Annotated in this window: 5 protein-coding genes; 4 read left to right on the plus strand and 1 reads right to left on the minus strand. The window is 44.0% G+C overall.

Features of this window, described 5'->3' with window-relative positions:
- Positions 1 to 9: 9 nt before the first annotated feature.
- The 3 genes from E4T80_RS12770 (at position 10) to lysS (ending at position 15,177) form a co-directional block, all read left to right on the plus strand.
- Positions 10 to 10,764: a YadA-like family protein gene (locus tag E4T80_RS12770; protein ID WP_233437162.1), complete on the plus strand. Its 10,755-nt coding sequence runs from the start codon at positions 10 to 12 to the stop codon at positions 10,762 to 10,764.
- A gap of 276 nt (positions 10,765 to 11,040) precedes the next feature.
- A complete protein-coding gene (gene gyrB / locus E4T80_RS05270; protein WP_135055741.1) occupies positions 11,041 to 13,473 on the plus strand; it encodes a DNA topoisomerase (ATP-hydrolyzing) subunit B in 2,433 nt (810 codons plus the stop codon).
- A 201-nt stretch (positions 13,474 to 13,674) separates the two neighbouring features.
- Positions 13,675 to 15,177, plus strand: coding sequence for a lysine--tRNA ligase (gene lysS, locus E4T80_RS05275; protein ID WP_135055744.1), 1,503 nt, complete (start codon positions 13,675 to 13,677; stop codon positions 15,175 to 15,177).
- 108 nt (positions 15,178 to 15,285) lie between these two features.
- On the opposite strand, the gene E4T80_RS05280 is transcribed toward lysS, so the two are convergent.
- Entirely contained in the window at positions 15,286 to 16,071 is a 786-nt protein-coding gene (locus E4T80_RS05280; RefSeq protein WP_135055747.1) for an alpha/beta fold hydrolase, read from the minus strand.
- A gap of 107 nt (positions 16,072 to 16,178) precedes the next feature.
- On the opposite strand from E4T80_RS05280, the gene seqA reads away from it, so the two are divergent.
- Entirely contained in the window at positions 16,179 to 16,739 is a 561-nt protein-coding gene (seqA, locus tag E4T80_RS05285; protein ID WP_135055749.1) for a replication initiation negative regulator SeqA, read from the plus strand.
- Positions 16,740 to 16,743 lie beyond the last annotated feature (4 nt).

Raw genomic sequence — 16,743 nt, forward strand, 5'->3', positions numbered from 1 at the left:
TTAGGAAATATGAGTGGTGATGCTGGACTTTCAAATTTTACGCTGGGTGCAGGTAAGGCTAGTGAGAAGATCACTGTCAATAAAGATGCCGATAAAAATCATTTTGATATTGTTAGTGGTAATGAAACCTATCTGACAACTGCCGTTGATGGCAGAAATGTTAAAGTTGATTTAACAGAAAAGACTAAAAATGCGATTGATCAAGTTGATCAAAATAAGGCAAATATTGCTAACAATACCAAAAATATCACCAATAATGCTCAAAACATTATCAACCTTCAAAATGAGGTGGCTAAGGGATGGAATGTAACTACCTCCAAATCTGGCACGGGTAATGTAAATGGTGCATCTTTATCAAAAGTGGCGATGGGTGAAACGGTTACTATTGATGCAGGGGATAATATCAATATTACTCAAACAGGTAAGAAAATCACGATTGCGACTTCCTCTACACCAAATTTTAGTTCGGTAAATAGTGGTAATTTAACGATCAGACCAAACGGTAAAGTCGATTTTGGCAATAATAGATTAACTAATGTTGCTAACGGTACAAGTGGTACAGATGCGGTAAATTTAAACCAACTTAATGCTTCAATGGCTAAAGCAAAAACGGAAGTCAAAGCCGGCAATAATGTGAATGTCACGAAATCCTCTGCAGCGGACGGTCACGATGTTTATACGGTTAATGCTGATAAATCTACAGTAAGTAACGGTTCTGATAAGGTTAAAGTTACCTCAACAGTTGGTGCAAATAATACTACGAATTATGCTGTTGATCTTTCCGATACGGCTAAACAACAATTAGCGAAAGAAGAAAGTGTTAATTCAACCACTTCTAACCTGATTGTGACTGAAAATGGTAAGAATAGCACAGGTGGTAAAAACTACTCGGTTAATCTAAACACTACCCTTGATCTGACGAATGCGGGAAGTGTGAAAACGGGTGATACGGTTCTTAATTCAACCGGTGTAACCATCAAAAATGGCCCGAGCGTAACAAATACAGGTGTTAATGCAGGTAATAAAAAAGTTACTAATGTAACTAATGGGACAATTGCACCAACCAGTACCGATGCGGTAAATGGTAGCCAGCTTTATGCAACTAATCAAAATGTAACTAATCTGACAACGGAAGTGAATAAAGGTTGGAATGTTACGACTTCAAAATCGGGTACAGGTAACGTATCTAATAATACCACGGCAAAAGTTGCAATGGGTGATACGGTTACCCTCGATGCCGGTGATAATATCAACATTACTCAATCAGGTAAAAAAGTTACGATTGCGACTTCCTCTACACCAAATTTTAGTTCGGTAAATAGTGGTAATTTAACGATCAGACCAAATGGTAAAGTCGATTTCGGTAATAATACCTTAACTAACGTTGCGGCACCGACAAATAATACGGATGTGGCAAATAAAAAATATGTAGATGATGGTCGTACAACGGTTAATTCAACAGACGGTAGTGTGACGGTAAATGGCACAGGGACAAATCCGAAGAATTATGATTTGTCTGTCAATATGTCAAAAGTCGCTAATGATGTGAAATTAAAATACAAAGGCGATAACAATACCTCAGGCGAAAATAAACTTGCCGATACGGTAACGTTTAAAGGTTCAACGGATATTGTAACGAATGCGAGCAATGGCCAAGTTGCCTTTGATTTAGCCGATGCAACCAAAAATAAAATTAACAATGCGATCCAAAATTTCACTGTTGGTGCGGATAAAAATAATACTGCAGCAGGTGTAAATGTAACAAATGGCGGACGTTTTGATATTGTTGGTAAAGACGGCAATTATATCGAAACGAATGTCAGCGGCAGTAATATTACCGTTGCATTAAATCAAAATGCGACTGAGGCAATCGAAAAAGCACATAAAGGCTTTAGCTTGAAAGCTCAAGACGGTAACAATGTTACTAAACAATTAGGCGAAGCGATTGAGGTTGAAGGCGGTAATAGTAATATCAACACCACCGTTGTTGACGGTAAAGTTAAGGTTAACTTAAATAATAGCCTTGATTTAACAGAGACTGGTAACGTAAAAATTGGCGATGTGAACCTGACTAAAGAGGGTTTAACCATTAACGGTGGGCCGAATGTCACTAAAGCGGGTATTGATGCGGGTAGCAAGAAAATTACCAACGTTGCAGACGGCGATATTGCGGAAAACAGTAAAGATGCGGTCAACGGCGGTCAATTATATACGGCAATCAAAGATTCCGGCTTTAACTTAGCTACCAACGGTGAAGATGTTGCAACAGATAAGCGTATCAATAATAACGAGACCTTTAACCTTAACCAAAGCACGAATATTTTGGTTAAACAGGTCGATAACGGCTATGAAATTGCTACGGCTGATAATGTAACGTTCACAAATATCACAGTTGGAAAAGACGGTAAAGACGGTGTTATCGGTGTAAACGGTGCAGACGGTAAAGGTGTCGTGTTAAACGGTAAAGATGGCTCTATCGGTCTGAAAGGTAAAGACGGTGTGTCAGCGAACTTTACAGTCGCAAACGGTACAGGCACGTTGGATGAACCAAATAAAGGCAAAGAAGGTATTGAGCGTCTTGTTTACAACACCACAAATAAAGACGGTACAACAACGACCCGTGAAATTGCCACAAAAGATGACGGTTTAATCTTTAAAGGTGATGACGATAAAGAGATTGCGAAGAAACTTGGTTCAACCTTAAATATCACCGGTGGTGCAAATAAAGATGCATTAACTGATAAAAATATCGGTGTGAACAATGAAAACGGTACATTAACGGTGAAATTAGCCAAAGATCTCAACTTAACCGAAAACGGTAGTGTGAAGATCGGCGATGTAAATCTCTCAAATGGCGGTTTAACTATCACGGGTGGGCCAAATATCACTAAAGATGGTATCAATGCGGGTAATAAAACGATCACTAATGTTGCCAATGGGACAAACCCGACCGATGCAGTTAATCTATCACAACTAAATGCCTCTGCAAAAGCGGCTAAAACGGAAGTGGTTGCAGGTCGAAATGTGAATGTAACAAATGCAACAGGTGATGCAGGTCAAACCATTTATACGGTTAATGCGGAGAAATCGGTTGTCAGCAACGGTTCGAGCAATATCACCGTTACGGCTACACCGAATGCAACCACGGGTATCACCGATTACAGTGTTGATCTTTCTGATGAAACTAAGGCACAAATCAAGAAAGAAGAAAGCGTTGTGGCGGCAAGTGATCGTGTTACAGTCACTCAAACCAAAACAAATGAGACCGGCGGCAAAGAATTTGAAGTCGATGTGAATGCACAAAAAGTGGTGGAAGCGGCACAATTACCGGTTGTTTATACGAATAAAGACGGTGATAAGCTTGTTAAAGTTGGCGATAAATTCTATAAAGCAGGTGATGTGACAAACGGCACGGCAAACGCGGATGCAACCGAAGTACCGAAAGCAGATGTGATCGCGTCATTAAATAACGGCGACAACAATACCACAGCGCCGATGACTTTAAGCAACCTACAAAGCACGTTAGACAAAGTCACCAACACGACAACGTCTAATCCGGACAAAACTGGCACGAAATATGACAATGCAACTCATAATGCTGCAACAGTCGGTGATGTGTTAAATGCAGGCTGGAACTTAAAAAATAATGGTAAAGACGTGGACTTTGTGACGCACGGTAACTCAGTCAACTTTAATGACGGCCAGGGTGTAAAAGTCAGTACGGATTACAACAGCACTACCGGTACAACTAATATTACCTTTAACACCACAAACAGTTATGTGGATAGCAACGGCAACCCAACAACCGAGCCGAGCAACAAGGTGAAATTCATCGGTGCAGAAAACGACAAACCGGTTTCTATCACCAATGTGGATAGCGGTGTATTGCCAAATAATAAAGCAATTCCGGAAGGTAAATCCTTTAATGATGTGCTAAATAATATTACCGGTAGCGATCTTAATAATGTTGTGAATGTGGGCGATTTACAAAATGCCACTAAAAACATTATGAACACCTCATTGCAAGCGGTCGGATTTGCATTAAAAACGACAAATGTAAGCGGGACTAATGGAGTAGCCGAAGAATTAACCGGTTTAACGGATGAAGGTAAACGTTTAACGAACAATGAAACCTTTAACCTAAATGCAAGCAATAATATCCAGATCAAACAGGTTGAGAACGGTTTTGAAGTGGCAACGACCGAAAACGTAACTTTCACCAACATTACGGTCGGTAAAGACGGCAAAGACGGTACAATCGGTGTGAACGGTCAAAACGGTACTGGTGTTGTGTTAAACGGTAAAGACGGCACAATAGGCATTAACGGCAAAGACGGTGCATCTGCTAACTTCACCGTGGCAAACGGTACGGGAACATTAGATACAGATGACAAAGGCGGTAACGGTATTGAACGTTTGGTGTACAACACCACCAATACGGACGGTTCAACCATGACCCGTGAAATTGCAACCAAAGATGACGGCTTGAAGTTCAAAGGCGATAAAGGTGATGAGATTGCGAAGAAACTCGGTGAAACCTTGAATATCACCGGTGGCGTGAGTGATGAAGCGAAGCTAACCGACAATAATATCGGGGTCATCACTAAAGACGGCAATCTCACTGTGAAACTAGCCAAAGATCTAAACTTAACCGACAACGGTAGCTTAACTATTGGCGATGTAAACCTCACAAAAGAGGGCTTAACTATTGCGAATGGTCCTAGCATCACGAAAAACGGTATAGATGCTGGTGATAAGAAAATCACGAATGTTACAGCAGGCACACTTTCAGCCGATAGTAAAGATGCGGTAAACGGTAGCCAGTTATATGCGACTAACCAAAACGTGACGAATATTACCAATGAAGTGGAGAAGGGCTGGAACCTCACGACCTCTCAATCCGGTACAGGTAAAGTCAGCGGTAATAGTACTGAAAAAGTCGCAATGGGCGAAACCGTGACTATTGAAGCAGGCGATAACATCAATATTACTCAAAGCGGTAAGAAAGTTACTATTGCGACCTCAAACAACATTACGGTTGGTACGGCTGGTAAAGACGGTCAAGATGGCGTTGACGGCACAATCGGTGTGAACGGTAAAGACGGTTCTGCGGTGGTGATTAACGGCAAAGACGGTTCAATCGGCTTAACCGGTCCGAAAGGTGCAGATGGTAAAGGTGCAGGTATTGCCTTAAACGGTAAAGACGGCGCAATAGGCATTAACGGCAAAGACGGTGCATCTGCTAACTTCACCGTGGCAAACGGTACGGGTACATTAGATACAGATGACAAAGGCGGTAACGGTATTGAACGTCTGGTGTACAACACCACCAATACGGACGGTTCAACCACCACCCGTGAAATTGCAACCAAAGATGACGGCTTGAAGTTCAAAGGCGATAAAGGTGATGCAGTTGCGAAGAAACTCGGTGAAACTTTGAATATCACCGGTGGCGTGAGCGATGAAGCGAAGCTGACCGACAATAATATCGGTGTCATCACTAAAGACGGCAATCTCACTGTGAAGTTAGCCAAAGATCTGAACTTAACCGAAAACGGTAGCCTCACAATTGGTAATGTAACGCTTAATAAAGATGGCTTTAACGCAGGCAATACCACAATTACCAATGTGAAAGGGAATTTAGATGCTGTTACCAACGATACAACGTCTAACCCAGATGCGACCGGTGATAAATATGCCAATATTACTCATAACGCAGCGACAGTTGGCGATGTATTAAATGCAGGTTGGAACTTGAAAGAGAACGGTAATGCAGTGGATTTTGTAACTCACGGCAATACGGTTAACTTCAAAAACGGTCAAGGTGTGAAAGTAGGGACAACCTACAATAGTACAACAGGAACGACCGATATTACCTTTAATACCACAAATAGCTATGTGGACGATAACGGAAATGCGACAGCCGAGCCAACCAATAAAGTGAAATTTATCGGTGGCAATGCGTCAGCGCCGGTTTCAATTACCAATGTGGATAGTGGCGTATTACCAAACAATGCCAGCTTACCGGAAGGTAAGACCTTTAATGATGTGTTAAATAACCTTACAGGCGATGCGTTAACTAACGTAGTCAATGCGGGTGATTTGAAAAATGCAACTAAGGATATTACAAATAGTACGCTAAATGCGGTTGGCTTTACGCTTGCGTCAAAAGCAGTGGCGGATACCAACGGTCAATCTAGCGAGAAAGAGGGATTATCGGAGGCGGATAAACGTCTGACGAACAATGAAACCTTCACATTAGATGCGGGTAATAACGTTCGCATTAAACAGATTGAAAACGGCTATGAAGTATCAACTGCAGACAATGTTACCTTTACCAATATTACTGTGGGTAAAGACGGTCAAGATGGCGTTGACGGCACAATCGGCGTGAACGGTAAAGACGGTGCGTCAGTGGTACTAAACGGTAAAGACGGCACAATCGGCATCAACGGCAAAGACGGCGCATCCGCTAACTTCACCGTGGCAAACGGTACGGGAACATTGGATACTCTGGAAAAAGGCGGTAACGGTATTGAACGTTTGGTTTACAACACCACGAATACGGACGGTACAACTACGACCCGTGAGATTGCCACTAAAGATGACGGCTTGAAATTCAAAGGTGATAGTGGTGATGAGATTGCGAAGAAACTCGGTGAAACCCTAAATATTACCGGCGGATTAACTGACAGCAATAAATTGACCGATAACAATCTTGGTGTAATCAATCAAGCGGGTGGTTTAGTGGTTAAATTAGCAAAAGAGCTTAACTTAACGAAAGACGGTAGCCTGACAATCGGCAATACCACCTTAAATGATAACGGCTTTACCCTAGTTGGCGGACCAAATATCACGACAAGCGGTATTAATGCCGGAGATAAGAAAATTACCAATGTTTCAGACGGTAATGTCAGCAGCGGTAGCAAAGAGGCAATCAACGGCGGTCAGCTCTATACGGCGATTACCAACAGTGGCTTTAACCTCACCACAAAAGCAGTGACGGGTACAAACGGTCAATCCAGCGCAGAAGGGCTATCTGATGAAGATAAACGTTTAGCGAATAACGAAACCTTTACGTTGGATGCCGGTAACAATCTTGTGATTAAGCAAATTGCAAACGGCTACGAGATTGCGACTTCTAATAACATCACTGTTGGAGCAGCGGGTCAAGATGGTGTTGACGGCACAATCGGTGTGAATGGTAAAGACGGTTCTGCGGTTGTGATTAACGGCAAAGACGGTTCAATCGGCTTAACCGGCCCGAAAGGTGCAGATGGTAAAGGTGCAGGTATTGCCTTAAACGGTAAAGACGGCGCAATAGGCATTAACGGCAAAGACGGTGCATCTGCTAACTTCACCGTGGCAAACGGTACGGGTACATTAGATACAGATGACAAAGGCGGTAACGGTATTGAACGTCTGGTGTACAACACCACCAATACGGACGGTTCAACCACCACCCGTGAAATTGCAACCAAAGATGACGGCTTGAAGTTCAAAGGCGATAAAGGTGATGCAGTTGCGAAGAAACTCGGTGAAACTTTGAATATCACCGGTGGCGTGAGCGATGAAGCGAAGCTGACCGACAATAATATCGGTGTCATCACTAAAGACGGCAATCTCACTGTGAAGTTAGCCAAAGATCTGAACTTAACCGAAAACGGTAGCCTCACAATTGGTAATCTAACGCTTAATAAAGATGGCTTTAATGCAGGGAATACCACAATTACCAATGTGAAAGGGAATTTAGATGCTGTTACCAACGATACAACGTCTAACCCAGATGCGACCGGTGATAAATATGCCAATATTACTCATAACGCAGCGACAGTTGGCGATGTATTAAATGCAGGTTGGAACTTGAAAGAGAACGGTAATGCAGTGGATTTTGTAACTCACGGCAATACGGTTAACTTCAAAAACGGTCAAGGTGTGAAAGTAGGGACAACCTACAATAGTACAACAGGAACGACCGATATTACCTTTAATACCACAAATAGCTATGTGGACGATAACGGAAATGCGACAGCCGAGCCAACCAATAAAGTGAAATTTATCGGTGGCAATGCGTCAGCGCCGGTTTCAATTACCAATGTGGATAGTGGCGTATTACCAAACAATGCCAGCTTACCGGAAGGTAAGACCTTTAATGATGTGTTAAATAACCTTACAGGTGATGCTTTAACCAATGTGGTTAATGCGGGCGATTTGAAAAATGCGACCAAAGATATCACGAATACCACGTTGCAAGCGGTCGGATTTGCGCTGAAATCTGCAAAAGTGGCTGGCTCTAATGGTATGGTTGAAACAGCATCAGACTTAAATGAGGCAGGTAAACGTTTAACAAATAACGAAACCTTTAGCTTAAATGCCGGCAATAACATCGTGATTAAACAAATCAACGATGGTTATGAAATTGCAACTGCCAACAACATCACAGTTGGAGCGGCTGGCAAAGACGGTGTTGACGGCACAATCGGCGTGAACGGTAAAGACGGTGCGTCAGTGGTACTAAACGGTAAAGACGGCTCTATCGGTTTAACCGGCCCGAAAGGTGCGGACGGAAAAGGTGCAGGCATTGCTTTAAACGGTAAAGACGGCACAATCGGCATTAACGGCAAAGACGGCGCATCCGCTAACTTCACCGTGGCAAACGGTACGGGAACATTGGATACTCCGGAAAAAGGCGGTAACGGGATTGAACGTCTGGTGTACAACACCACTAATGCGGACGGTTCAACCACTACCCGTGAAATTGCAACCAAAGATGACGGCTTGAAGTTCAAAGGCGATAAAGGTGATGAGATTGCGAAGAAACTCGGAGAAACCTTGAATATTACAGGCGGTGTGAGCGATGAAGGGAAGCTAACCGACAATAATATCGGTGTCATCACTAAAGACGGCAATCTCACTGTGAAGTTAGCCAAAGATCTGAACTTAACTAAAGACGGTAGCGTTACTATTGGTAATACAACCTTGAATGATAAAGGGCTAACCATTGCCGGTGGACCGAGTGTTACTGTTGATGGCATTAATGCAGGGGATAAGCAGATCACTAATGTAGCAAATGGGACAAATGCAACAGATGCTGTGAACCTTTCCCAGTTAAATGCAAGTATGGCTGCGGCGACAACTGAAGTTGTAGAAGGTAAAAACGTTACTGTAACTAATACAACTGTAGCGGACGGACATAAGATTTATACTGTTAATGCAGAAAAATCGATTGTTAAAGGTTCTGATAACGTTAGTGTGATTGGAAAAACAGATACAGCAAACTTCACAACAACTTACGAGATCGATCTTTCCGATGCAATGAAAAAACAAATTGCGAAGGAAGAAAGTGTTACTGCCGGTGATACAAACATTAAAGTCGATCCGAATGGCACTAACGCGTCAGGTGGTAAAGACTTTGCGGTCAGCCTCAATAAAGATCTGAACCTGACTAAAGACGGTAGTGTAACCATTGGCGGAACGACGTTGAAAGACGGCAACTTAACAATGGGTAACACCACAGTCGGCAACGATGGTCTCACCATCAAAGACGGTCCATCCATCACCCAAAACGGTATTGATGCCGGTAATAAAGTGGTGAACAATGTGGCAGATGGGGATATTAGCCCGAACAGCAAACAAGCGATCAATGGTGGTCAGCTCCATACAGCGATTACAAACAGCGGCTTTAATCTTGCGACTAATGGTCAAGATACGGCGACGGATAAGCGGATCAACAATAACGAAACCTTTAACCTCAACCAAGGTAACAATATTGTTGTGAAACAGATCGATAACGGTTACGAAATTTCAACGGGTAACAACTTAGTTATCGGTGAAAAAGGCGAACCGGGTAAAGACGGTCAGCCGGGCAAAGATGGTGTTGACGGTTCAGTCGGTGTAAACGGCAAAGATGGATCATCTGTTGTAATCAACGGTAAAGACGGCTCAATCGGCTTAACCGGTCCAAGAGGTGCTGACGGCAAAGACGGTGCGTCTGCCAACATTAGTGTGAAAAATGGCACTAAAGGTCTGGACGGTAATGACGGCAAAGACGGCGAAAGCAAAACCCGTATTGAATACGTCAAACAAGATGGTTCGACCGAAACGGTAGCAACCCTTAACGATGGTTTAGAGTTTATGGGGGATACGGGTACAGTATCTAAACAGAAACTGAATAGCCGAGTTAACGTTGTCGGCGGTCAAACGGATGCGACAAAACTATCCGATAAAGCGAACATCGGTGTGGTATCCGACGGTAAAGGCACACTTTCCGTGAAGTTAGCGAAAGATGTTGATTTAGGTCAAGAGGGTAGTGTTACTATTGGCGATACAATCATCAACAATGACGGTGTGTCTATCAAAGATGGTCCAAGTATTAACAGCAAAGGTATTAATGCAGGCAGCAAAGTGATTAGCAATGTTGCACCGGGCGTGAAAGGCACAGATGCAGTGAATGTGAGTCAATTGAAAGAAATGGGTAATCAAATTGGTCGCCATATCAATTCAATTGATAATAAAGTGAATAAAAACCGCAAGCGTAGCGATGCAGGTATCTCCGGCGTTGCTGCTATGAGCAATATTCCACAAGTGATGCTGCCGGGCAAATCTGGTCTAGGTGTCGGCGTTGGAACGAAGAACGGTCAAAGTGCTATAGCTGTGGGTTATTCACGAGCAAGTGATAATGGACGTCATATTATTAAAGTATCGACCTCCTATGATTCACAGAAGAACTTTACTGGCGGTGCAGGTTATATGTATCAATGGTAAATTAGCATTATTACCAAACTGTAATTTTATCTTTAAATAAAATTAAGCATTAATTTAAGAACTGATTTCAGCATTATGTTGGGATCAGTTCTTTTTTATATGGGAGTATTTTGCTTATCCCTTCGGAAAAGACAATCGCCGAGGGATCTGCTAAAATAGCAGTATAAATCCACTTAAAGCGGTTTTTATCGGCAAAACGACAAGCGTTGTGCGATACATTCTACACGGGTAGTGATTAAAGGCTTTAAGTATCAATCGGTTAAAAGGAAATTTATAATGACAGAGCAAAATCAACCAACTAACTATGATTCTTCAAGCATTAAGGTATTGCGCGGGTTGGATGCCGTGCGGAAACGGCCGGGAATGTATATCGGTGATACTGATGACGGCACGGGCTTGCACCATATGGTGTTTGAAGTGGTGGATAATGCGATTGACGAGGCATTGGCGGGGCATTGTGATGATATTGTTGTTACTATTCATTCGGACAATTCAGTGTCGGTGCAAGATGACGGGCGGGGGATTCCAGTCGGCATTCACCCAGAGGAGGGAGTGTCGGCGGCGGAAGTGATTATGACGGTACTGCACGCAGGCGGTAAGTTTGACGACAATTCTTACAAAGTCTCCGGCGGCTTGCACGGTGTGGGGGTGTCGGTGGTGAATGCGTTATCGTCAAAATTACAGCTCACCATTCGCCGTGAAGGACACGTTCACGAACAGTTTTACACTTTAGGCGAGCCCGATGCACCGCTCACCGTGATTGGTGAAACGGAGAAAACGGGTACAACCGTACGCTTTTGGCCGAGTTATGACATTTTCAAAAATAAAACCGATTTTGAATACAAAATTCTCTCTAAACGTTTGCGTGAGTTATCATTCTTAAATTCCGGCGTGTCGATTAAATTGGTTGATGAGCGGGACGGCAAAGAGGAACATTTTAAATATGAGGGCGGTATTCGGGCGTATGTGGAGTATTTAAACGAAGGCAAAAATCATATTCACCCGACCCCGTTCTATCTGTCCACCGAAAAAGACGGCATTGGTGTGGAAGTGTCGTTGCAGTGGAACGATAGCTACAATGAAAACGTCTATTGTTTTACCAATAATATTCCGCAGCGGGACGGTGGCACGCACCTTGCCGGTTTCCGTGGCGCATTAACCCGTGCGTTAAAGAATTATATGGATAACAGCGGCAAACTGAAAAAAGCTGACGCCAATATTGATGCCTCCGGCGATGATGCCCGTGAAGGTTTAGTGGCGGTGATTTCCGTGAAAGTGCCTGATCCGAAATTCTCCTCACAAACGAAAGATAAATTGGTCTCGTCCGAAGTGCGTCCGGCGGTAGAAAGTTCGATGAATGAAGCCTTGCAGGATTATTTATTGGAAAACCCAAACGATGCGCAAAGTATTGTGAGCAAAATTATTGATGCGGCGCGGGCGCGCGAAGCTGCACGGAAAGCCCGTGAAATGACCCGCCGTAAAGGCGCGCTAGATCTAGGTGGCTTACCGGGTAAATTAGCCGATTGTCAGGAAAAAGATCCGGCATTGTCCGAACTCTACTTGGTGGAGGGAGATTCCGCAGGCGGCTCGGCAAAACAGGGCAGGGATCGCAAAAATCAAGCGATTTTGCCGTTAAAAGGGAAAATTCTGAATGTGGAAAAAGCCCGTTTTGACAAGATGCTCTCCTCGCAAGAAGTGGCAACTTTAATCACCGCACTCGGCGCAGGTATCGGGCGTGATGAATATAATATTGAAAAGCTGCGTTACCACAAAATCATCATTATGACCGATGCGGACGTGGACGGTGCGCACATTCGTACCCTATTATTGACCTTCTTTTACCGTCAAATGCCGGAGCTGATCGAGCGGGGCTATGTGTATATTGCCCAACCGCCGTTATATAAAGTGAAAAAAGGCAAACAAGAGAAATATATTCAAGATAACGAAGAAATGACCCAATACGAGCTGGCACTCGCATTAGACGGTGCGGCATTGTATGTGAGTGAAAATGCACCGGCATTGAGCGGTTTAGCCTTGGAAAGTTTAATTTCCGAATATAATGCCGTGCAAAAATTACTGGAGCGGCTGGTGCGCCGTTATCCGTTGGCACTCTCTAATGAGCTGATCTATCACGAGCCGCTTTCAACGGATTTTGCAAAAAATGAAGCGGAAGTAACCGCTTGGGTAAGCACTTTGGTGGACACGCTAAACGCTAAAGATACCGCCGGCAGCACTTATCAAGCCAATGTGTTTTACAATGCCGAACGGCATATTTACGAACCGGAAATTGTCATCAAAACCCACGGTATTGACAGCACTTGCCGTTTGGACTTCAACTTTATCAGTAGCAATGAATACGCCCGTATTATTAAGTTGGGCGGACAACTCAGAGACTTACTTGAACCGACCGCCTATATAATGCGTGGCGAGCGGAAACAGCCGATTGATAGCTTCGCACAGGCGATTGATTGGCTAGTGAAAGAATCCCGCAAAGGATTAACCATTCAGCGCTATAAAGGGCTGGGCGAAATGAACCCGGAACAGCTATGGGAAACGACTATGGATCCCGTTGCCCGTAAAATGTTACAGGTTACGATTACCGATGCGATTACCGCCGATAAGCTCTTTACAACCTTGATGGGTGATGAAGTTGAGCCCCGCCGAGACTTTATCGAAAACAATGCGCTTTATGCCAATTTAGATATTTAACAAAAAGCCCCGAATTGTCGGGGCTTATTTTTTAGATTTAATAATAGAGAGTAGTCTAGCAGACGGTCAGATTGCCAATATGACATTATTGCAAAATAATTCAAGTATCCCACCGCTTGTTTCCTACCAAAACAATGGAAAATCGCTTATAATCTCGCCCTTTAACGTTCCGAATTTATTTTAAAAAGTTAAGGTAATCAAATGTCTGAACAGGAAAATCAAGAACTGGATCTCAACGGGGAAATGTTAGCCCGCCGTGAGAAACTCAATCAGCTGCGTGAACGTGGCAATCCTTTCCCGAACACCTTTCGCCGTGAAGATAAAGCCCTCGATTTACATCAAAAATATGATGACATAGACGGTGAAGAATTAAAAACACAATCAGTATCAGCGGTGGTTGCCGGGCGGATTATGCTGCGTCGTGCAATGGGAAAAGCTACTTTTATCACTATTCAAGATGTAAGCGGACAAATTCAGCTCTATGTTGCCCGTGATAATTTAGCCGAAGGCGAATACGAAAAAACCGTTGGTTTGTTGGATTTAGGCGATATTATCGGCGTCAAAGGCACTCTGTTTAAAACCAAAACCGGCGAACTTACTGTGCGAGCAGCCGAATTACAACTTCTCACCAAAGCATTACGTCCTCTACCGAACAAACATAAAGGCTTGACCGATCAAGAAACGCGCTATCGCCAACGCTATTTGGATTTAATCGCTAACGAAGAGTCTCGCCGTGCCTTTGTGATCCGCTCGAAAGTGGTGTCCGGTATCCGCCAATTCTTCTTGGAAAAAGATTTTATCGAAGTGGAAACCCCGATGTTGCAAGTTATTCCGGGCGGAGCGGCGGCCAAGCCGTTTATTACCCACCATAATGCGTTAGATGTGGATATGTATCTACGCATTGCGCCGGAACTCTACCTGAAACGCCTTGTGGTCGGCGGCTTTGAGCGGGTATTTGAGTTAAACCGCAATTTCCGTAACGAAGGGGTATCGGTACGCCATAACCCTGAATTTACAATGATTGAATACTACCAAGCCTATGCCGATTACCACGATTTAATGGATAACACCGAAGAGTTATTGCGTAAATTAGCATTGGATATTCTCGGTACGACCACCGTGCCTTACGGCGAATATGTGTTTGATTTCGGCAAACCCTTTGAACGCATTACAATGCACGATGCAATCGTGAAATATGGTAACGGCATTACTCTTGAGCAGTTGCACGATTTTGACCAATCGGTCGCCGTGGCAAAAGCGCTGAATATTGAGATCCAAAAATCGTGGGGCTTAGGTTCGGTGGTTAATGCAATTTTTGAAGAAGTGGCGGAGCATCAACTTATTCAGCCGACCTTCTTAATGGCGCATCCGGCGGAAATCTCCCCGCTTGCCCGCCGTAACGATCAAAATCCGGAGGTAACGGACCGTTTTGAACTCTTTATCGGCGGTCGTGAAATCGGCAACGGCTTCTCAGAGTTAAACGATGCGGAAGACCAAGCAGAACGCTTTCAAGCGCAAGTGGCAGCGAAAGAAGCCGGCGATGACGAAGCGATGTTCTACGATGACGACTTCGTGGTTGCCCTTGAACACGGCTTACCGCCGACAGCCGGCGAAGGCTTAGGGATCGACCGCTTGGCGATGATTTTTGCCAACGCACCGTCTATCCGTGATGTCATTTTATTCCCGGCAATGCGCCAAAAATAACCTCATATAAAAAGTGGGGAAACAGCAAGTGGTCTGTTTCCCCGCTTTTTTTACCCTTGCGGCATAATAGTTTTATTTTGCAAAATACTCGCTAAAACCCACCGCTTGTTAAGCTAAAAATTTCTGGATCGCGCGGATAACCGTATCCGGTTTTTCGGCGTGTACCCAGTGATCCGTATTGCTCACCACAAAAGAGCGGGCTTGCGGGAATTGTGCCAAAATAGTCGGCGTATCCTTTGCCTGCAAATAGTCCGACAGTTCACCTTTAATAAACAGGGTCGGTTTATTGACGTTTACCGGCTGCCAATCCATTATCCTTTCGTAGTTTTGTTTTAAGCCGGACAGGTTGAATTTGAATGATTCAGGGCTGTTCAGATCGAAGGATTTGAGCATAAATTGCTGAACGCCTTCGTCTTTGATGCCTTTGGCAATCTCGGCTTTCGCTTGTTGGCGATTAGCAGGTTTGGCGGCTTTGACGGCAAATAATCCGGCGAAAATACTGTCGTGGCGGTGCGGCGGATAGATCACTGGCGCAATGTCGATCACCACTAATTTAGCCACTAATTCGGGGGCGAGATCTGCTAATTTCATTGCGGTTTTGCCGCCCATTGAATGACCGACCACAATTACCTGCGTTAAATTCAGTTTCACTAATAATCGGCGTAAATCTTCTGCCATTAGTGCATAACTCATTTCATCGCTGTGAAAGGATTGCCCGTGATTACGTAGATCGGCCCGTAAAATCCCATATTGCTCGCTAAAGGCTCTGGCGATAATGCCGAGGTTATTCATATCGCCGAATAAACCGTGCAGAAACAGCATTGTCGGCGGATTTGGACTGCTTGGCGCAGTGGCAGCTTGGTAGTGGTAGTGAAGTAGGGTTTGTTCGTGCATAATTTGTCTAAAATGAAGTAAAAAGTCAGAGAAGATCCTGCAAAACGGATCTGAAATGCGTATAATGCCTAGAATTTTTTGCGAATCAAGTTATTTAGGGGAAAGAGATGAAAACAATTGAGATTGACGATGAATTGTACCACTATATTGCCAGCCGTACGCAATCTATTGGCGAGAGCGCATCCGATATTTTACGCCGTTTGCTTCGCCTGCCGGCATCGCCGCAACCCTTTGTGTTGGTTCAAGAAAATATGATCGATGAGTTGAAAACATTGGCGAAAATGCCGAAGAAAAAGCAGACGCTCAGCAATCAGGAAAAAGTGGTGAAGCGGGTTGAATATGTGTTGGTGTCCAGTCAGTTTGTGGAAGAAAGCAAAGGGGTAAACCGTTTTCTGCAATTGCTTTCGGCGTTGTACCGAGCGAGTCCGGAGGCATTTTCCCAAGCGACTGAAAACGTACAGGGCAGTGAGCGAATCTACTTTGCCAAAGACGAGGCGACCATTTTAGCCAACGGTAGCAGTGCGAAAGCCAAACAAATTCCCGACTCGCCGTTTTGGGTAATCACCAATAATAATACCGAGCGAAAAGGGATTATCTTGTGTGCTTTGATGAATGCGATGGAGCTGCCTGAAGCCTTAGTCAGCCGTGTGAAAAACTGTTTTATTTAACCTA

It is taken from the genome of Muribacter muris (assembly GCF_004569585.1).
In the GTDB taxonomy this organism is placed as follows: domain Bacteria; phylum Pseudomonadota; class Gammaproteobacteria; order Enterobacterales; family Pasteurellaceae; genus Muribacter; species Muribacter muris.

Coding starts and splice junctions, on each gene's coding strand:
- E4T80_RS05280 (WP_135055747.1), bottom strand. CDS start 16,071: ATGCACGAACAAACCCTACTTCACTACCACTACCAAGCTGCCACTGCG.
- lysS (WP_135055744.1), top strand. CDS start 13,675: ATGTCTGAACAGGAAAATCAAGAACTGGATCTCAACGGGGAAATGTTA.
- E4T80_RS12770 (WP_233437162.1), top strand. CDS start 10: ATGAGTGGTGATGCTGGACTTTCAAATTTTACGCTGGGTGCAGGTAAG.
- seqA (WP_135055749.1), top strand. CDS start 16,179: ATGAAAACAATTGAGATTGACGATGAATTGTACCACTATATTGCCAGC.
- gyrB (WP_135055741.1), top strand. CDS start 11,041: ATGACAGAGCAAAATCAACCAACTAACTATGATTCTTCAAGCATTAAG.